General features: G+C 71.7%; 22 protein-coding genes and 1 pseudogene. 15 read left to right on the top strand and 8 right to left on the bottom strand.

What is annotated here, in order from left to right:
- The first annotated feature begins 1 nt into the window (after position 1).
- A complete protein-coding gene (locus AB0G79_RS20340; protein WP_360808269.1) occupies positions 2 to 1,480 on the top strand; it encodes a carboxylesterase family protein in 1,479 nt (492 codons plus the stop codon).
- A 166-nt stretch (positions 1,481 to 1,646) separates the two neighbouring features.
- The gene (locus AB0G79_RS20335; protein WP_360808267.1) at positions 1,647 to 2,111 is read left to right on the top strand and encodes a CoA-binding protein; all 465 of its coding nucleotides are present in this window, start codon (positions 1,647 to 1,649) and stop codon (positions 2,109 to 2,111) included.
- Positions 2,112 to 2,123: 12 nt separating this feature from the next.
- Here the strand turns inward: AB0G79_RS20335 and AB0G79_RS20330 are convergent, their stop codons facing one another.
- The gene (locus tag AB0G79_RS20330) at positions 2,124 to 2,696 is read right to left on the bottom strand and encodes an XRE family transcriptional regulator (RefSeq protein WP_360808265.1); all 573 of its coding nucleotides are present in this window, start codon (positions 2,694 to 2,696) and stop codon (positions 2,124 to 2,126) included.
- 112 nt (positions 2,697 to 2,808) lie between these two features.
- Here AB0G79_RS20330 and AB0G79_RS20325 point away from each other — a divergent pair, with 112 nt between their 5' ends.
- The gene (locus tag AB0G79_RS20325; RefSeq protein ID WP_360808263.1) at positions 2,809 to 3,672 is read left to right on the top strand and encodes a DMT family transporter; all 864 of its coding nucleotides are present in this window, start codon (positions 2,809 to 2,811) and stop codon (positions 3,670 to 3,672) included.
- Positions 3,673 to 3,849, top strand: a pseudogene (locus AB0G79_RS20320) (deoxyxylulose-5-phosphate synthase); the annotation flags it as partial.
- Between the two features lie 28 nt (positions 3,850 to 3,877).
- On the opposite strand, the gene AB0G79_RS20315 reads toward AB0G79_RS20320, so the two are convergent.
- Positions 3,878 to 4,648, bottom strand: coding sequence for an acyltransferase (locus AB0G79_RS20315; RefSeq protein ID WP_360808261.1), 771 nt, complete (start codon positions 4,646 to 4,648; stop codon positions 3,878 to 3,880).
- Between the two features lie 132 nt (positions 4,649 to 4,780).
- On the opposite strand from AB0G79_RS20315, the gene AB0G79_RS20310 reads away from it, so the two are divergent.
- Complete coding sequence (locus AB0G79_RS20310) at positions 4,781 to 5,308, top strand: gamma carbonic anhydrase family protein (RefSeq protein ID WP_360808259.1); 528 nt, start codon at positions 4,781 to 4,783, stop codon at positions 5,306 to 5,308.
- A 71-nt stretch (positions 5,309 to 5,379) separates the two neighbouring features.
- Here AB0G79_RS20310 and AB0G79_RS20305 read toward each other — a convergent pair whose 3' ends face one another.
- Positions 5,380 to 6,042 (bottom strand): DedA family protein, encoded by a 663-nt coding sequence (locus AB0G79_RS20305; protein WP_360808257.1) that lies wholly within the window; start codon positions 6,040 to 6,042, stop codon positions 5,380 to 5,382.
- Positions 6,043 to 6,109: 67 nt separating this feature from the next.
- A complete protein-coding gene (locus AB0G79_RS20300) occupies positions 6,110 to 8,653 on the bottom strand; it encodes a glycoside hydrolase family 3 C-terminal domain-containing protein (protein WP_360808255.1) in 2,544 nt (847 codons plus the stop codon).
- A gap of 808 nt (positions 8,654 to 9,461) precedes the next feature.
- Between AB0G79_RS20300 and AB0G79_RS20295 the strand changes: the two genes are divergently transcribed.
- Both AB0G79_RS20295 and AB0G79_RS20290 read left to right on the top strand, forming a co-directional pair.
- Positions 9,462 to 10,124 carry a hypothetical protein gene (locus AB0G79_RS20295; RefSeq protein ID WP_360808253.1) on the top strand — a complete coding sequence of 221 codons (663 nt, stop codon included), beginning with the start codon at positions 9,462 to 9,464 and terminating at the stop codon, positions 10,122 to 10,124.
- An 11-nt stretch (positions 10,125 to 10,135) separates the two neighbouring features.
- Entirely contained in the window at positions 10,136 to 10,771 is a 636-nt protein-coding gene (locus tag AB0G79_RS20290; protein WP_360808251.1) for a helix-turn-helix domain-containing protein, read from the top strand.
- A gap of 98 nt (positions 10,772 to 10,869) precedes the next feature.
- Here AB0G79_RS20290 and AB0G79_RS20285 read toward each other — a convergent pair whose 3' ends face one another.
- Positions 10,870 to 11,094 carry a hypothetical protein gene (locus AB0G79_RS20285; RefSeq protein WP_360808249.1) on the bottom strand — a complete coding sequence of 75 codons (225 nt, stop codon included), beginning with the start codon at positions 11,092 to 11,094 and terminating at the stop codon, positions 10,870 to 10,872.
- Positions 11,095 to 11,570: 476 nt separating this feature from the next.
- Here AB0G79_RS20285 and AB0G79_RS20280 point away from each other — a divergent pair, with 476 nt between their 5' ends.
- From AB0G79_RS20280 to AB0G79_RS20250, 7 genes are all read left to right on the top strand, one after another.
- Positions 11,571 to 11,834 carry a hypothetical protein gene (locus tag AB0G79_RS20280; protein WP_360808247.1) on the top strand — a complete coding sequence of 88 codons (264 nt, stop codon included), beginning with the start codon at positions 11,571 to 11,573 and terminating at the stop codon, positions 11,832 to 11,834.
- Between the two features lie 163 nt (positions 11,835 to 11,997).
- The gene (locus AB0G79_RS20275) at positions 11,998 to 12,156 is read left to right on the top strand and encodes a hypothetical protein (protein WP_360808245.1); all 159 of its coding nucleotides are present in this window, start codon (positions 11,998 to 12,000) and stop codon (positions 12,154 to 12,156) included.
- On the top strand, positions 12,153 to 12,332 hold the full coding sequence (locus AB0G79_RS20270) for a hypothetical protein (RefSeq protein WP_360808243.1): 180 nt from the start codon (positions 12,153 to 12,155) through the stop codon (positions 12,330 to 12,332). The genes AB0G79_RS20275 and AB0G79_RS20270 overlap by 4 nt, the downstream gene beginning before the upstream one ends.
- A gap of 53 nt (positions 12,333 to 12,385) precedes the next feature.
- On the top strand, positions 12,386 to 13,633 hold the full coding sequence (locus AB0G79_RS20265; RefSeq protein WP_360808382.1) for a DUF2637 domain-containing protein: 1,248 nt from the start codon (positions 12,386 to 12,388) through the stop codon (positions 13,631 to 13,633).
- Positions 13,634 to 13,788: 155 nt separating this feature from the next.
- Complete coding sequence (locus AB0G79_RS20260; protein WP_360808241.1) at positions 13,789 to 13,938, top strand: hypothetical protein; 150 nt, start codon at positions 13,789 to 13,791, stop codon at positions 13,936 to 13,938.
- 32 nt (positions 13,939 to 13,970) lie between these two features.
- Positions 13,971 to 14,471: a hypothetical protein gene (locus tag AB0G79_RS20255; RefSeq protein WP_360808239.1), complete on the top strand. Its 501-nt coding sequence runs from the start codon at positions 13,971 to 13,973 to the stop codon at positions 14,469 to 14,471.
- A 329-nt stretch (positions 14,472 to 14,800) separates the two neighbouring features.
- The gene (locus tag AB0G79_RS20250) at positions 14,801 to 14,950 is read left to right on the top strand and encodes a hypothetical protein (protein WP_360808237.1); all 150 of its coding nucleotides are present in this window, start codon (positions 14,801 to 14,803) and stop codon (positions 14,948 to 14,950) included.
- A gap of 97 nt (positions 14,951 to 15,047) precedes the next feature.
- On the opposite strand, the gene AB0G79_RS20245 is transcribed toward AB0G79_RS20250, so the two are convergent.
- Positions 15,048 to 15,494 (bottom strand): hypothetical protein, encoded by a 447-nt coding sequence (locus AB0G79_RS20245; RefSeq protein WP_360808236.1) that lies wholly within the window; start codon positions 15,492 to 15,494, stop codon positions 15,048 to 15,050.
- A gap of 420 nt (positions 15,495 to 15,914) precedes the next feature.
- Here AB0G79_RS20245 and AB0G79_RS20240 point away from each other — a divergent pair, with 420 nt between their 5' ends.
- On the top strand, positions 15,915 to 16,526 hold the full coding sequence (locus AB0G79_RS20240) for a DUF4352 domain-containing protein (protein ID WP_360808234.1): 612 nt from the start codon (positions 15,915 to 15,917) through the stop codon (positions 16,524 to 16,526).
- Between the two features lie 76 nt (positions 16,527 to 16,602).
- Here the strand turns inward: AB0G79_RS20240 and AB0G79_RS20235 are convergent, their stop codons facing one another.
- Positions 16,603 to 17,175, bottom strand: a complete 573-nt coding sequence (locus tag AB0G79_RS20235) for an HD domain-containing protein (protein ID WP_360808231.1) — start codon at positions 17,173 to 17,175, stop codon at positions 16,603 to 16,605.
- 16 nt (positions 17,176 to 17,191) lie between these two features.
- On the bottom strand, positions 17,192 to 17,605 hold the full coding sequence (locus AB0G79_RS20230) for a hypothetical protein (protein WP_360808229.1): 414 nt from the start codon (positions 17,603 to 17,605) through the stop codon (positions 17,192 to 17,194).
- Positions 17,606 to 17,642: the final 37 nt, after the last annotated feature.

Here is a 17,642-nt window from a genome sequence, read left to right as displayed (position 1 = left end):
GATGACGACGGACGGATCGACGAGCACGGCGGCGGAGGTCCGCACCCCGTCGGGCGCGCTGCGCGGCACGCTCCGCGACGGCGTGGCCGCTTTCCTCGGCGTGCCCTACGCGCAGGCCCCCGTGGGCCGGTTGCGGTTCCGCGCACCGGAACCGGTCGGGCCCTGGGAGGGCGTGCGGGAGGCGACGGCGTTCGGTCCGACGGCGCCGAAGCGCCCGTACGCGCCGCCGCTCGCCGCGCTCCTGCCCGACCCCGACGTCCCCGGGGACGGCTGCCTCAACCTCAACGTGTGGGCGCCGTGGGAACGCGACCCGGGCGGCCGTCCGGTCATGGTGTGGATCCACGGCGGCTCGCTGCTCCACGGCTCCTCGGCGGTCCCGGTCTACGACGGCACGACCTTCGCCCGCGACGGCGTCGTCCTCGTCTCGCTCAACTACCGGCTGGGGGTGGAGGGGTTCGGGGTCTTCCCCGACGCCCCCGCCAACCTCGGCCTCCGGGACCAGATCGCCGCGCTCACGTGGGTACGCGAGAACATCGCGTCCTTCGGCGGCGATCCGGAGCGGGTGACGGTCTTCGGCGAGTCGGCGGGCGCGATCTCGATCGCCGCCCTCCTGACGTCGCCCCTCGCGGAGGGCCTGTTCCGGCGGGCCGTGCTCCAGAGCGGGCCGCCGGCCGCGCTGCCGCTCGACGCGGCCCGCGGGACCACGGAGGCGGTGGCCGCCGTCCTCGGCGTACCGGCGACGGCGGAGGCCTTCGCGGGCGTGGACCCGGAGCGGCTGCTCGCGGCGCAGACGGAGGCGACCGCGGAGGGATCGCCGCTGACGGACGGTCCGTCGTTCCAGGTGGCGGTGGACGGCGAGGTGGTGCCGCGCGACCCGGTGGAGGCGCTCGACGCCGGCGCGTCGGCGGAGGTGGACCTGCTGCTCGGGACGACCTCGGAGGAGTACCGGCTCTGGTTCGTGCCGGGCGGTCTCACCGACCGGATCGGCCGCCTCGCGCAGCGGTACGTCCTGCGGAAGGCGAAGGTCCCGGGGCGGACGGCGCGGGTGTACCGCGCGGGACGCCCGGACGAGAAGCCCGGCGAGGTACTGGGCGCGATCGTCACGGACAAGCTGATGAGACTCCCCCTCTACCGGGTCGCCGACGCGCGCCGGCGGCAGCGGCCGGGGGCGGACTCCGGCACGTACGTGTACGAGTTCGGCTGGCGCTCCCCCGTCCTCGGCCTCGGCGCCTGCCACGCGCTGGAACTCGGCTTCGTCTTCGACACGCTCGACGTGCCGGAGACGCGGGCGCTGACCGGTCCGGACGCGCCCCGGGACCTGGCGGAGGCGATGCACGCGGCCTGGGTGTCGTTCGCGGCCACCGGCGACCCGGGCTGGCGTCCGTGGGACCCGGCCCGCCCGGTGATGACCTTCGGCCCGGGCCTCCCGGCCGTCGTCGAGTCCCCGCGCGAGGCCGAACGCCGGGCGTGGGAAGGCTGATCGGTCACGGCGGAGCCGTCTTGGAGCCGTGTCGGAGCCGTACGGGAATCAGCCCGACGGGGCCGTACGGGAATCAGCCCGACGGGCCGTACGGGAATCAGCGCGGCGCCCCGCCGGTTCTCCCCGAGGACGATCCGAAACGCGCCGAGGAGAGGCAGCAGAGACGATGAGCGTCGACACCACGACCGCCGAGCCGACCGAGTACTCCGCCGAGGACGCGGTGCGCCGCATCCTGACGTCCACCGGGGACACCTGGGCCGTGGTCGGACTCTCCGACAACCGGCGGCGCGCCGCGTACGGCGTGGCGGAGTTCCTCCAGCGCTCCGGCAAGCGGATCGTGCCGGTTCACCCGAAGGCGGAGACGGTCCACGGCGAGCAGGGCTACGTCTCCCTCGCCGACATCCCGTTCCCCGTGGACGTCGTGGACGTCTTCGTCAACAGCGAGCAGGCGGGCGGCATCGCCGACGAGGCGGTCGCGATCGGCGCGAAGGCGGTCTGGTTCCAGCTGGACGTCGTCGACGAGGCCGCGTTCGCGCGGACGCGCGAGGCGGGCCTGGACATGGTGATGGACCGCTGCCCGGCGATCGAGATCCCGCGCCTGAACCGCGCCTCGGCGACCGACGCGCGGTAGCCGGACGGCGGCTCAGCGAACCGGCGGGATCGAGACGGCCATCGTCATCTCGGCCGGTTCGCCGCCGTCGTTGCGGTAGGTGTGCGGCACGTTGGCCTCGAAGACGGCCGACGTGCCGGCCGGGATGGGGTGTTCCACGCCGTCGACGACGAGCGTGAGGACGCCGGCGGTGACGTGCAGGAGCTCGGTCGTGCCCGGGGGGTGCGGGTCGGAGGCGCTGCCCTCGCCCGGCATGAGGGTCCAGGACCAGAGCTCCAGGGGGCCGCGCGCCTCGGTTCCGACCAGGAGCGTGGTGTGGCTGCCCGTGTCGGTGGACCACATGCGGACGGCCTGGCCCGGCGGGACGAGCCGGACCTGGGGGCCCTGCTCGTGGTCGAGGAGGGTCGTGATCGAGACGCCGAGGGCGTCCGCGAGCTTCACGGTCGTGCCGACGCTGGGGTTCGTCCTGGCCTGCTCGATCTGGATGATCATGCCCCGGCTGACCCCGGCCCGGGCGGCGAGCGCGTCGAGGGTGAAGCCCCGCTCCTTGCGCCAGCGCTTCAGGTTCCGGGCGAGCGACTGCGTGAGCTGATCGAGGTCCGACACGTTCCGTCCAATATTCTGGATGACATAGTTCAATGCAGTGAACTACGGTGGGCTGTACCCGACCGTTCACCGCACTGTACTGCGTCCCGCCGTACGGGACTGCGAGGCTTTCATGACCGCCCTGTTCGCCCTGGCCACCAGCCTGCTCTGGGGCCTCGCCGACTTCGGCGGCGGGCTCCTCACCCGGCGGATCCCCGCCCTCACGGTCGTCGTGGTCTCCCAGGTCCTCGCCGTCCTCGTCCTCGGCGCGGTCGTCCTCGCCACCGGCGCGTGGACCGAGGCCGACCCCCGGCTCTGGTACGCGGTCGGGGCCGGCGTCGTCGGCCCGGCGGCGATGCTCGCCTTCTACAAGGCGCTCGCCCTCGGCCCCATGGGCGTCGTCTCGCCGCTCGGCTCGCTCGGCGTGGTCGTGCCCATCGGCGTGGGACTGCTCGCGGGCGACCTCCCCGGCCTGTGGCAGGTCGCCGGCATGGCCGTCGCGATCCTCGGCGTCGTCCTCGCGGGCGGCCCCGAGCTGCGCGGCGCGCCCGTCCAGCGCCGGGCGGTGCTGCTGACCCTGGTCGCGGCCTTCGGCTTCGGCGCGGTCATGGCCCTGATCGCGGAGGCGTCCACGACGGTCACCGGTCTCTTCCTCGCGCTGTTCGTGCAGCGCGTCACCAACGTCCTCGTCGGCGGTGCCGCGTTGTACGCCTCCGTCCGGCGCGGCGGCCGCGCCCTGCCCGCCGGCGGCCCCTCGGTCATCCGCGCCGCGCTCCCGGCCCTGGCCTTCGTCGGCCTCGCCGACGTCGCCGCCAACGGCACCTACGCGCTGGCCGCGCGATCCGGCCCGGTCGCCCTCGCCGCCGTACTGGCCAGCCTCTACCCGGTGGTGACGGCCCTCGCCGCCCGGGGCGTCCTCAAGGAACGCCTCCGCCCGGTCCAGGCGGCCGGAGCGGGACTCGCCCTCGCGGGCGCGGTCCTCCTCGCGACGGGCTGATCCGCCGCCCGGCGCACCCTGTCCGTGCTCCTGCACGCCGGTGTCCGCTTCCCCATGGGGTGCTGCCGCGGTCCCGGCTACCGGCCCCGCACGCTCGGCGAAGTGCGCGAGCGGATGACGTACGCGCGCAGGACCGGTGAACCGTTCGCCCACGCCCTGGTGCGCCGCGAACCGCCGGAGAACGTACGGGGTGCGGCGCGGGGGGTCAGGAGGAGACGGCGGCCTCGGACGCACCGGACTGCTCGGCCTCCCAGGCGGCGAGCGCCGCGAGCTGCTCCGCCGTCACGCCGTCCGGGAGCGGCACCGGCGCCGGGGTCCGCAGCGGGGGCTGCCAGCCGTTCTCGGCGTCCCAACGGCGGACGACCTTGGCGGGGGCGCCCGCGACCACCGAGTGGTCGGGCACCTCGCCGCGGACGACCGCGCCCGCCGCGACGACGACGTTCCGGCCGATGCGCGCGCCGGGCAGGACGACCGCTCCCGTGCCGAGCCAGCAGCCGGGGCCGATGGAGACGGGTTCGGAGCGGGGCCACTGGCGGCCGATGGGCTCGTCCGGGTCGTCGTAGCTGTGGTTGGTCGAGGTGATGTAGACGTACGGGCCGCAGTACGTGTCCGAGCCGATGGTGACGGTCGTGTCGGCGATGACGTGGCTGCCCCGGCCGAGGACGACGCCGTCGCCGAGGGTCAGGACCGTCTCCGTGCCGAGGTCGAGGCCCGGCAGCATGCCGGCGGTCAGGGTGACCTGCTCGGCGATGATGCAGCACTCGCCGATCTCGATCCACCGCTCCCCGAAGACCGTGCCCTGCGGGAAGGCGAGCCGGGTGCCCGCGCCGAGGCGGCGGAAGCGCAGCCGCCCCGGGTGCTCGGCGGTGACGGAACCGGCCTGCTGCGCCCAGCGCCAGCCGCCCTGCACGGCACGGGCGACGACCCGGCGGCGCCAGGCGGCGAGCGAGGAGAACGTGTTTCTGTTCCTGGGCATCCGGCCACCGTAGTCGGCACCGTCGTGCCTGATCAGTGCGGTGCGCTGTGATGTCCGTCATGGGCACGGCATAGGGTGCGGGCGGGGGCGACCCCCGGGTGCGACCGTACGGCTGACGATCAGGAGCGAACCATGTCAGAGGCGTTGATCAAGGGTGTGGGCGGCAAGGAGCCGAGCGTCGACCCGACCGCGTTCACGGCGCCGACGTCCGTGGTCCTCGGCGAGGTGACGCTCGGCGCCCGCGCCAGCGTCTGGTACCACGCGGTGCTGCGCGCGGACTGCGGCCCCATCGCCGTGGGCGAGGACGCCAACATCCAGGACAACACCACGGTCCACGTCGACCCCGGTTTCCCGGTCTCCATCGGGGCGCGGGTGACGGTCGGGCACAACGCGACCGTGCACGGCTGTGTGATCGAGGACGACGTGCTCGTGGGCATGGGGGCGACGGTCCTCAACGGCGCCCGGATCGGCGCGGGCTCGCTCGTCGCGGCGCAGGCGCTCGTGCCGCAGGGCATGGAGGTCCCGCCGGGGTCGCTGGTCGCGGGTGTCCCTGCGAAGGTCCGCCGGCCGCTGACGGACGAGGAGAAGGAGGGCATCAGGCTGAACGCCGAGATGTACCTGCACCTCGCGAAGGTCCACGCGGAGACCTTCGACGCCTGATCCGGGGCGGTACGGAGAGGAGGGCGGCCCCCGGTCACGGGGCCGCCCTCCTCTCGCGTCGTCGTCCGGGCTCAGTCCGCGACGGGCACCGGCTCGGATGCCGTCTCGACGGCTTCCTTCCCGCGCTCCGCCGCGGCCTTCTTGGCGCGGTTCTTGATGACGAGCATCGACGCGGCGCCGATCAGGACCGCGAGCACGAGGCCCAGCCAGGAGAAGCGCTTGAGCCACGCCTCGGCGACGACGCCGACCGAGTAGATGACGGCCGTCGTGCCGCCGGCCCAGAGGATGCCGCCGAAGACGTTGGCGACGAGGAACTTCCAGTACGGCATGTGCAGGACGCCGGCGAGCGGGCCCGCGAAGATGCGCAGGAGGGCGACGAAGCGGCCGAAGAAGACCGCCCACATGCCCCACTTCTCGAAGGAGCGCTCGGCGAGCCCGATGTTGGCCTCGCTGAAGTGCTTCGGGAACTTGTTGCCGAGCCAGGCGAGCAGCGGCCGGCCGCCCTTGCGTCCGATGGCGTAGCCGATCGAGTCGCCGATGATCGCTCCGGCGCTGGCGCAGGCTCCGAGCACCCACGGGTTGATGTCGCCGTGCTGCGAGGCCAGCAGCGCCGAGCTCACGAGCACGATCTCGCCGGGCAGGGGGATGCCGAGGCTCTCCAGGCCGATCACCACGCCGACGAGCGCGTAGATCGCGACCGCCGGGATCGTCTCCAGCCACTCCTGTACGTGCAACGCGGTTCCTCCCGTGTCGGTGCACCCGGCGTGCACCGCGTCGGGCACGCCGGGGCAGCCTACCCGGTCAGGGTGTACGGACCTCGACTCCGATGCCGAGGCCGGGGTCGGCCGAGGAGGCGGCGACGCGGACGGTCCTGCGGCCGGTGCCGAGGATCCAGGCGTGCCGCGCGGTGTCCCAGGAGGAGAGGGAGCGGGCGGTGACGGGGACGGTCACCCGGCGGCGCTCGCCGGCCGCGAGCTCCAGCCGGCGGTAGCCGGCGAGGGCGGAGCGCGGCTGGTCGACACCGGTCCCGGTGAGGTCCGGGGAGGGGCCGACGTACACCTGGGCGACGTCGACGCCGGGGCGGCGGCCCGTGTTGCGGACGGTGAAGGTGACGTCGAGTCCGCCCGCGGCGCCCGGGGAGGCGGTGAGGTCCTCGTACCGGAAGGTCGTGTACGAGAGCCCGTGGCCGAAGGGGAAGAGGGGCACGACGCCCTTGGCCTCGTACCAGCGGTGGCCGATGTGGACGCCCTCCCCGTACTCCTCCACGCCGTCCTCGCCCGGGTAGCGGCGCGGGTCCCCCGCGGTGGGGTGGTGGTCGTCGGAGGCCGGGAAGGTCTGGGTGAGGCGGCCGCCGGGGTCGGCGTCGCCGAAGAGGACGGCGGCGGTGGCGGCGGCGCCCTCCTGGCCGGGGTAGTACATCTGGAGGACGGCGGCCGTCCGCGCCAGCCACGGCATGGTGACGGCCGAGGAGGTGTTGAGGACGACGGTCGTGCGGGGGTTGGCGGCGGTGACGGCCTCGATCAGGGCCTCCTGGTGGCCGGGGAGCGCGAGCGTCGTCCGGTCCTGGCCCTCGGTGGCGTCCTCGTAGGCGAAGAGGACGACGCTGTGCGCGGCGCGCGCGGTCCGCACGGCCTCGGCGACGTCGGCGGCGCGGCCGGCGCCGGTGACGGCGCGGAGCCGGAAGAGCTGGCCCGTGGGACCGCCGTGGGCGGTGATCCGCAGCTCGTGGGGGCCGGCGGCGAGCCGGAGGGTCGCGCGGCGGACGGTGAGTCCGTCGGGGGCCTGTCCGAGGAGGCCGCCCGCGAAGTACTCGGCGACGCCCTCGCGGACGGGGAAGAGCTCGGTGCCGTCGAGGGTGACCGCGGGGCGGGCGCCGCTGTAGTGGACGAGGAAGGTCCACTCGTCGGGGTCGGTCGTGGTGAGGGTGGTGGTCCGGCTCCAGGTGGCGCCGGAGGCGACCTGGACGCCTTCGAGGTCGGCGGCGGGCCGGAGGGGCGGGAGCGGGCGGCCGAAGAGGTCCTCTCCGACGGCGTGGGTGACGGTGGCGTCCTTTCCGGCCCTCGCGCGGAGGGCGTCGAGCGGGCTCCTGGCGGCGTCGGGGACGACGTGGGCGCTGCCGCCGCCGCTGACGAAGGGGACGGCGGCGGTGGGCCCGAGGACGGCGAGGGATCGGGCGGCGCGGCCCGTGAGGGGCAGGGCGTCCTTCTCGTTGCGCAGGAGGGTGGCTCCGGCGGTGGCGACGCGCAGGGCGAGGCGGGCGCCGGACGCGGCGTCGCGCGCCGGGCGCGGTGCCCTGGCCGCTTCGAGGAGCCCGAACCGTTCGCGTGCGGCGAGGACGCGGCGTACGGAGCGGTCGACGGCGGCCTCGTCGATCCGGCCGTCGCGGACCGCGTCGCGGAGGGCGGCCCCGTAGCGGGAGCCGCCGGGCATCTCCATGTCGAGCCCGGCGGAGAGGGCCCCGGCGGTGGTGTGGACGGCGTCCCAGTCGCTCATGACCCAGCCGTCGAAGCCCCAGCGCTCGCGCAGGATCCCGGTGAGGAGGCCGGCGTTCTCGGCGGCGTGGACCCCGTCGACCTTGTTGTACGCGGCCATGACGGCGCCCGCGCCGGCGGCGACGGCGGCCTCGAACGCGCGCAGTTCGGTCTCGTGCAGGGTCTGTTCGCCGACGCGGACGTCGACGGTGGCACGGTCGCGTTCCTGGTTGTTGAGGGCGAAGTGCTTGACGGTGGCGACGAGGCCCTCGGCCTGGATGCCCCGGATCTCCTCGGCGACGAGGTCGGCGGTGAGGAGCGGGTCCTCGGAGAAGGTCTCGAAGTTCCGTCCGGCGTACGGGGTGCGGATGAGGTTGGCCATGGGGGCGAGCAGCACGTCCTGGCCGAGGGCGCGGCCCTCGCGGCCGACGACCCGGCCGTAGGCGCGGGCGAGGCCGGGGTCGAAGGCGGCGGCCAGCATGACGGGCGCGGGGAGGGCGGTGGCGGTGCGGTGGACGCGGATGCCGGCGGGTCCGTCGGCGAGCCGGAGCGGCGGGATGCCGAGGCGGGGGACGCCGGGGACGTACCCGGCCTGGCCGAGGGTCGCGGGGTCGGCGGCGCCGTGGAGGAGGGAGACCTTCTCGTCCAGGGTGAGCCGGGCGAGGAGCCCGTCGACCCGGCCGCGTGGCACCGGGGCCGTACGCGGCGGCGCACCGGCCCCCGCGGACGAGGCGAGGGCGGGAGAGGCGAGGCTGGCGCCGCCGAGGGCGAGCAGGAGGGCGCGGCGGGAGAGCCGGGGGCCGCGCCGCCGGGTCCTGGGGCCGCCGCGGGGGTTCTCCGGGGCGGGGGTGGCGGGTGACGCTTCGTCGGACACGCGGCGGCTCCTTGGCGCGGGATGCGGGCCCGGCCCGGGTGCGTCCGTGCCCTGTCCGCACTATGCGTGACGGATCGTCCGATCCGGCTCCGGCGGCCCGGAACACGTCGGCCCCCGCACCCGGAAGGGGGTGCGGGGGCCGCGGCCGCTCCGGCTGGTCAGGAGTTCGGGCGCAGGGTCCAGACGACGGTCGTTTGGGCGCTGGGAACACGGGACCTGGGGAGTTGAGTAGCCGCACGGCATCTGACCTGCGAGTATTCGTCCCCGCGCGTCCCGAAGCGTCCCGGACGATCCCGCGCCGATGGGACCTGAGAACTCCCTGGCATAGGGAGGGTTCGCACATGCCGCCGTGATGAGGTCACGGCGGCCCCGCACATGCGAAAGGCCCGGAGTTGGAGCTCCGGGCCTTCCATGAGGCGGGGTTCCGCTGGACCGAAGTCCAGTCAGCGACCGGTGAGGAGCGTCAACTCCAACCCGGTCGAGTCCTTCGAACCAAGGACCCCGGTACCCCCGAATGCCTCGTCAGCATCAGGGGCCCGCCGCCGAGAAGTACCCCAACCATCCCGGCGCGAACGCCCCGATTATTGCAGCTCGCTCCCACGTGCTACAGGACTGGGAGCACCCTCAAGGACTTCTTTCAGCCAATCTCACAACCCCCTCGCGCCTCCCTAATCCCCGGAGCGGAGGCCACACGGTAGTCACGGGGCCACGTCGTGACGCAAACGATGTCCCCCCGACGCGTCGCTTTGCTGATCCGAAAACGGCACGCACGGGCCTTCTAGCCGCGCTGCCGCCCCTGTCCCGGCGTATGACCGCGCTCCTGATCGACGGTGACACCGATGACACGTACGCCTCCTGGTCGCGCCAGCGTGGCGGCAAGGACTCGGTGGCGGCCGATCACGCATGGACCGTCACCCGCGCCATCGCCGCCGCAGCGGCCCGCGCCGACTGGTCCCGCGCCGACTTCCTCCAGGTCATGCTCGACGGCCCGTACAAGGCCGGTGCCCATGCCAGGATGATCGCCCACCGGCGCGGCCACGAGCGCGCCGTGGAGTGGCTCTCCCGGGCCTGGGAGGGCGCCGCCAAGCACGTCGCGGCCACCGACACCATCGCCTCGCGCGCTGACTTCCACGCCTCGCTCGCCGAGCTGCGGGCACAGGTCGAGCGGACCCCGTGGACGGGGATCGCGGGCAAGACCGACATGAAGAACCTTGTGGCGCGCCTCGGCATCTGCGAGGAGGCCGGCGGGTGGGACCACACCGTTTCCGAGCGGGACCTGGCCGAGCGAATGGGGTGCGCCCGGGAGACCGCGCACAAATCCAACGCCCGCGTAGTCGAACTCGGTTTCCTCCGCCAGCTCGACCACGGCTCCTTCACCGATGGCGCCCGCTGGATGCTGCTCAAGCCGGTGCCGAACAGTTCGTCTCAGCGCTGGGCCACTACCCAGGGGCCGAAGGCTGGGGGGGCCTGAGTGGTCCAACCGTGAGACAGACCCAGGCGGACATCGACTCCCGCGCCGCCGCCCGGGTCATGCCGGAAGACGCCTTCGCTCACTTCGGCCTCGGGGGCAGTGGCCTCGCCGTCGTCGCCGCGCTCGCCGAGAACCCGAACCAGACAATCGAACAGCTCCAGGGCACCGCGTCCATCTCGCGCCCGACCGCGTACCGCGCCGTCGGCAAGCTCACCGGCCTCGGCCTGGTCGTGAAGGACGGCGAGACCTACTGCCTGTCCGAGCAGGCCATGGACGGCATCGGCGAGCGGACCGGGGAGTGCGCCGACCCAGTCCAGACATGGGAGGACGCCGCCGAGCGCCTGGGCACCCTCGGGTGCAACGAGCGGCGCAGGAGGCGCCACGCCGCCCAACGCGAGCACTGGATGAAGGTCCAGGCTCGCCGCGCCGAGAACCGCCGCGCCGCCGCTCCCCCGCGTCACCTGCACGCCGTGGACATGGACCTGGTCCGCGAGGACGGACTTGTCGTCGACCCGGTGTCCGGCAAGGTGATCGACGGCCTGCACGTCGCGGATGACGGCGGCTGGATCTGGCACGAGAACGAGCCCGGCCATGCCGAACTCGTCGCCCGTGCACGAGCCGCAGAGGAGGCATGGATGACCGCCTGACCTGCGATGTCTCACCGCTAGGCCACTCCAACCGAACGAGGAACCGGATGTTCAGGCAGCAGAAAGCCCCCGCCGGAGCGGGGGCCTGGATCTTGGGCTCAGGAATCGGCACCGGGCCGGTCGTACGTGACGGGCGGCTCCGGGTCGTCGGGAACCTGCGGTTCGCCGATGGCGGCCACGGCCCGCTCGTACCACTCGATCGGGACCACGGCTGCGACGTCGGTCGTGTACTGCCGGGCGATCACGACCCCGCCGCGCTCGCGGACATACCGCGTCACCTTCGCCCAATGCACCCGTACGTCGTTCGAGGTCAGTCGCCACATGCTCCGCATCGTACGGGCCGGTCGCCAGGATGAAAATGGTTGAGTAGGTTGACTCAACCTACTTTTTGAAGGCAGTCTCTCCTCCGGCACCACCACAGAACTTCAACCCGGCTCGACCGAGCGGGAGTTGAGAAGCACCACCACACCGGCCCGGAGCGCGCCGCCACCAGGCGGAAGGCCCCGGTGACTGGCAGCTCCTTGAGAACTCCATAGGCACCGTCAGCGCCTCCCGACCGGGAGGACAGCCACAGCGGCGGAGAACCTGCCACGGGCGGCCCCAGCGGGGTCTTCGGACGACGGATCGACACCGTCACCGCTCGCGCACCAACGACAAAGCCCCGACCAGTGCTGACACACCGGCCGGGGCAGCCGAACGCCTGACCTGAACAGGAGAACGACGTGAAGAAGGTACCGCCCCACGTCCCGCCCATCGACCGCGAGGGCGCCCGCACGGCCGCCGCGAGGATCGCCCGGCGGTGGTCGAAGTGACCGCGTACACGCCGGAGCGCTTCGCCGAGGTCCAGGAGGATGCCCTGGCCCGGCTCCTCGAATTCCTCTCCGCCGCCGGCGAGCTCGGCGCCGACATCACGATCAAGGTTCACGCCCCCGTCCCGGTCGAGCTCATGCACAGCGTCCGCGAGGCGATCGAGGCCCCCGGCTTCCGCTTCTCCGGTCGCCTCACCGAGGCCGTCGGCCACAGCGGCACGTCCACCGTCACCGTCACGGCCGAGCTCGCGTAATGGGCCTCTTCTCGCGGAAGTCCGAGCCCAGTTCGGCGCCGTCGCCGTCCGGGTTCACGGCCGAGCAGAAGGCCGGTCAGAAGAAGTGGCAGGACGCCTTCGCCGCCACCCGTACCGCCCGGAGCGAGCCCCGCCGATCGACGGAGGAGGACAGGTGGATTCGATGACCGCGACCCAGCTCAAGCTCCCTACCGGCTACGTCGTGACGCTCGACGAACGCCGCCTCCGGGCCGCGAAGATCCGCGCGGACCGGAAGAGGCAGGCGGCGGCGAGGCAGTGGCATCAGGTGGCCGCCGACTTCTTCGAGGGGCGGACGCGATGACGTACAACCCCACCCGCAACCTCTACGCCGACGCGATCTCCGCGCAGCTCCGCCGCCAGCGCGAGCAGGACGCCCGCTTCATCCCGGGCCTCACCGCGCCACTGCATCGGCGGATCAAGAACCTGCACCCCTTCTTCCTGGGGGTGCGCATCGCACGAGAAAGGAGGCCGCAGTGACGGACTCGCGTACGGGCCTCGCCCAGCTCACTGGGGCCCGCCAGAAGCTCGCCCTGGCCGTCGGCGGGGGCGCCCTGATCATCGCCGGAATCGGCTTCACCGGGTCCTACGGGGCCGTGGTCGACCTCGCGGTCACAAAGGGCTTCGGCAACTTCGCCCATGTCTTCCCCATCGGCATCGACGCGGGCATCGCCGTACTCCTGGCGCTCGATCTGCTGCTGACGTGGATCAGGATTCCCTTCCCTCTGCTGCGCCACATGGCGTGGCTGCTGACGGCCGCGACCATCGGCTTCAACTCCGCCGCCGCATGGCCCGACCCGGTGGCCGTCGGGATGCACGCGACGATACCCCTGCTGTTCGTCGCCGTGGTCGAAGCCGTCCGCCACGCCGTCGGCCGCCTCGCCGACATCACCGCCGACAAGCACATGGAAGGCGTCCGGCTCACCCGCTGGCTGCTCTCCCCGGTCCCGACGTTCCGCCTGTGGCGGCGCATGAAGCTGTGGGAGCTGCGCTCCTACCAACAGGCCGTCGACCTGGAACAGGACCGGCTGATCTACCAGGCGCGGCTCCAGGCCAAGTACGGGCGCGGGTGGCGGCGCAAAGCCCCCGTGGAAGCGGTGATGCCGCTGCGGCTGGCCAGGCTCGGTGTCCCGCTCGCCGACAGCGCGCCCGCCGGCCTCAAGGCGGCAGGGATCGAGTTCGAGCGGCGCCCGGCTCCCCCACCGGCGCCCGTCACCATGCCAGAGCTGCCGCCGTTCGAGGAGCACGCCCTGGCCGCGATCGAGGTCGTCGGCCCGGTGCGCGAGTACGCGGACACACCGAGCACGCCCCCGGCCCCCGGCCACGCCGAGGACGACTTCGAGGAGCCGCCTTCACTGCGTGCCCTCGTACCCGCCCGGCCACCGGTCCTCTCTGCGGACACGCCGCGCCAGGAAGTCCACGTCCGCATCCCGCTGGAGGAGACGCCCAAGCACGAGGAGACCGGACAGGCCGAGGAGGGACAGGCCGAAGAACCGGCCGTCGCGCCCGAGCCCGAGTCGCCGGACACGCAGGCGGACGGCGCTGCCGATGAGTCGACAAAGTCGCAGGTGCCGCCCGTCAGTCCGGAGCCGAAGAGTCCACTCGAAGCCCGTAACGCACGGGTGTCTGCGGAAGCGGCCAAGCGGTACACGGTCTACGCGGACGGCTGGGCTCAGATCCAGAAGGACAAGCCCGACATGACCTTCGCCGAGTACGCCGACCAGCTCGGCGTGTCCACCCGCACCCTGCGCCGCGCGCTCGCGGACACGGTCAACGCCTGACCGGCCACCTGGTGGTCGCCCTCGGATCGGACACACGGTTCGAGGACGGCCACGAGGCCGCCGGCCTCACCCCCGAAAACGAAAAGCGGCCCACCGAGACACGCCTGGACAGCAACTCGGTGGGCCTTCCACCTCACGAAGGAGGCACCCCCAGCATGACGCACATAGAGCACGGTCACGACCATTTCTCCGACCTTCTCCGCCATCACCGGGAGAAGGCCGCGCTGTTCGACGAACCCGTGCAGCAGGGGCTCGTCACCGCCGATGAGGCCGCGACCGCGCACGCCGAGCTCGAAGCCCTCTAATCCCTGAACCGACTCGAAGAGGACACCACCACATGACCCGCTGGATTCCTGACGCCTCCCTCGACGCCCCCGATGGCCACACGTGGATGCGTCCCGCGCCGGATGACTGCGCACGCTGCGACTGCCACACCGCCCGCGTCTGCGAGGGATTCCAATGGCACCTCGCCACGCTCCCCACCCAGCCCGACGGGACGCAGTACACCGAGCCGTGCCCGTGCGAGGAGAAGGCCCGGCAGCCCGAGGACCGTACGGTCGCGATCGAGCTGGACGGCATCCTGCGCCACCTCCCCGCGAAGCTCCACCGCACCGGGCTCCTCGCCGGTCGCCTGGTCACCGATCGGCTTTTCCGCGCCCAGTCCGCCATGGCCGGAGAGTGTCCGGTGCCGGTACCCATGGGACTCCATCACCCGACCGAGCAGACCGACCCTCGCCTGATCGTCATCGATAGCACGGGCCAGAAGTGGGTGATGGGCTTCACCGCCCAGCACAACCTCCAGCGCTACCGCATCACGGGATTCGCCCGGGTGCCGTAGCCAAAGACACCTTAGCCGCCAGAGGTGACCCAGCTCACACCCACATCAACTCCATTATCTCCAGGGGGAGTTGGGGTTCGGCAACTCTCTGACCTGCGGAAACGCGATGAATTTCTTGCAAGCTCTCGTCCCGTAGCGCTGCCGGAATGGTCTACCGTTTCCGTGACCGACCCGCTCTGATGGGGCGCGAAGCGCGAGGGCGACCGTTGCGACCGGCCACCCCCGCGCGCCCACTCTGGGCCGGGTCGGGTCCTGGAAGATCCGTTAAAGGCAATGGAGAGGGCTGGTCAAGCATGTCACAGCACGGCGCGAGAGGGCCACGAATCGGCGTGGTCACGGTCGAGGTGCCTGGATTCCTCGGCACGGTGATCGGGTTTGGCGGCGGAGCCGGCGCATGGCTGCTTCCAGATGAGGTCATGCCTCCGGCGCTAGCCGTGGTTCTCACGCTGATGCTCCTGTTCATCCGCATCCGCCGCTGAGCCGAGACGAAGCCCCTGACCCCTCCGGCGGGGGTTCTCGTCGTCTCCAAGACCGGTCAGATCACCGGGCGTGCGTCGGACGCCGGACAGCCCTGGGTCACGGCTCAACATCCAGCGCATGCACACCTACCGCGTTAGTCAGGCGCACGAACTCCATCGTGAGTTCGCCTAGGTCTTCGGCGCTGACCATCCCAATCTTGCCCTTCTCCTGCCGCTGCCCCTTCCTAGGCGGCTTCGCGGGGCGCACCGTAACCAGGGGAGTGGTGCCGTCGAGCTTGCTACCTATCCAGGTGCCGTGGACGTACTGGTTACGCCGCTCGAACGCAATTAGGCACTCGTTCATGAGCGTTTTGCCGTCCCGGGTGACGGAGGCGTCCCGCAAGTACCGAATGTTCGTCGTCACCGAGCGGCCCGCTTCCTCTCCGTGCGGAGGCACGCTAGCAACCTTGGCCGTCAGCCCAGCGATCATAAATTCCAGGCGACCAGCCCAAACGATCATCTCCCCAAGCCGCCGGTGCAGCTCGCTCAGCTCGTCGTCGGTCATCCTGCGAGGGTACGGACGCCAGCCTTCGGAAGACACGGTTTAAAGGACGGCGCCAACTGCCCCATCCGAGGCTCGGATGACCCAGCCGTACCCTCACCACCGCCGCGCCCGCTACGTTCGGCGCAGAACATCCCTGTCGTCGCCACGGTCACCGCGCCGGCCACTGTCATCAAGGACCCGTGAGAACTGGACGTTCGCCGCCCGGTGCCTCTTCTGCACTGGTCAGCACATACACGGCGCGGTCTGGCGAGGTCCCCGAATACGGACCGCGAAGCCCCCGCTGCCGCACCGGAGCCGTGTACTGGGTGATGCCGTCGTAGGTCGCGGTGGACCAGCTGTCTCAGTTCCGGCCCCCGAGCGAGAGGACATGAACATTCTGTGTATGTTGAGCGCCGCACTTCACGTCCCCAGGAGTCCACGATGACGCAACCGCCGCCGCCCGGCTACGGCTACCCTCCGCAGCCCCCGCAGTGGGCGCCGGTCCCTCCGCCGCAGAAGCAGAGCAACGGCTGGAAGATAGCCACCTTCGTCCTCGGCGGCCTGTTCTTCGTCTCCTGCACCGCCAACGTCGTCAACTCCTCCGATAACAGGGACGAGAAGCCCGACGCCAAGCCGAAGGTCACCCAGTCGGCCGACGCCAAGCCCCAGGCCGCCGCGCCCGCAAGCAAGCCGGCCGAGAAGCCGAGGCCGAAGGCCACCGAGCAGCCGCCCGTAACCGTCACGGCGGCCAGGGCCCCGTTCAAGAAGACCGTGCTGCACAAGAGCGACGACTACACCTCGATCAAGGTGACCGTCACCAACAACACCGATGAGAGGATCTCCGTCAACCCGCTGTACTTCGAGGTCAAGGACGCCGACGGCGTGAAGCACAACACCGAGATCTTCGGCGGGGAGACCGACCTGCACGCTGTCGACCTCTACCAGGGGGAGAAGGCCAGCGGCACCATCACCGTCAAGGGCACGATCACGGCAGTGAAGGTGTACTACCGCAAGGACGGCTTCGGCACCTCCTACAGCGCCCCCGTGAAGTAGCAGCCAGGCGCGGCCAGCACAAAGCCCCCACCCCGGGAACACGGACCAACCCGGCGGGGGCTTCGTCGCTGCTTGATCAGCTGAGGAAAGTCTGACGCCACTCCAGCGGCGACATCGTCAGCGCCGCTTCGGCCAGTTCTCGGGCGGACGCCGTCTTGAGGCTGTTCAGCGACGTGTCGATCCAGTCCTGCACCAGCGTGTTGCCCTGGGCCCGGTACTCCACCGCCTGCACCAGGCACTCCAGTTTGTCCGCGTCCTTGGCCACGATCGCCTCAGGGCTGTCGTTGGCCTCGTATTCCTCGACCACACGCTGAACCCCAGCCCTCACCGCTGGATGGGCGCGAGCGACTTGATCGGCGGTAACCGCCTCATTGCGCGCCGCCTCGATATAGCGGCGGCCGATGTGGGGGATGTCCCCGATCCGGGTCTCCTGCGTGTCGTGGAAGAGGCACATCAATGCGACCTTCGCCGGGTCTACGCCTTCCATCATGGCGAGGACGGCGCCGATGACCCCGACGCGGAACGAGTGGTCGGCAATCGACTCAGGGTTGTTGTTGCCAATGAACCACCATCCGGTCCTCTTGGCCTGCTTCATCACGCCCATCTCGAAGATGAAACCGGCCGTGCCGTGCGCCGTGTCGTCCGCCATGTGCTGACCTCCGCTCTCAGGTGTGATCACGCAAAACGTAGTGCACGAAATCGAGTTCGCGGCGAGACCTTTGGGAGATCCCACCCCCGTCCAGCACCCGCTCGGTACGCTCCTCAAGCTCCGCCGCCAGCCCCTTCGCCGCCGCTGGAAGCCACGGGTGCGCGGTCAGCAGTGCCCACAGGGTGTGTGCGTACAGGTCGACGTAGCCGGGTGCGTAGTGGAATCCGCTCACCAGGCCTCGAAGCAGCGTGACCGGGTCCCAGGCGGTGAGCTCGCGGTCCCGCATGAACCGGTCGTCGGACTGCGGCAGACGGACACCGCCGAGCCAGTAGGCCCAGTAGTTCAGGTTCGCGGCCTCGGCGGTGTCATCGCCGGCCAGGGAACGCTCGATGAAGTCCAGGAGTGGTTGCGGATCACCCAGTCGAGCCAACGCCGTCGCCGTCGAACGCGCCTCCGCCCAATGCTCC

Origin of the sequence: Streptomyces sp. NPDC020807, assembly GCF_040641575.1 — a bacterium.
In the GTDB taxonomy this organism is placed as follows: Bacteria; Actinomycetota; Actinomycetes; order Streptomycetales; family Streptomycetaceae; genus Streptomyces.
This window is presented reverse-complemented; position numbering and strand designations above follow the sequence as displayed.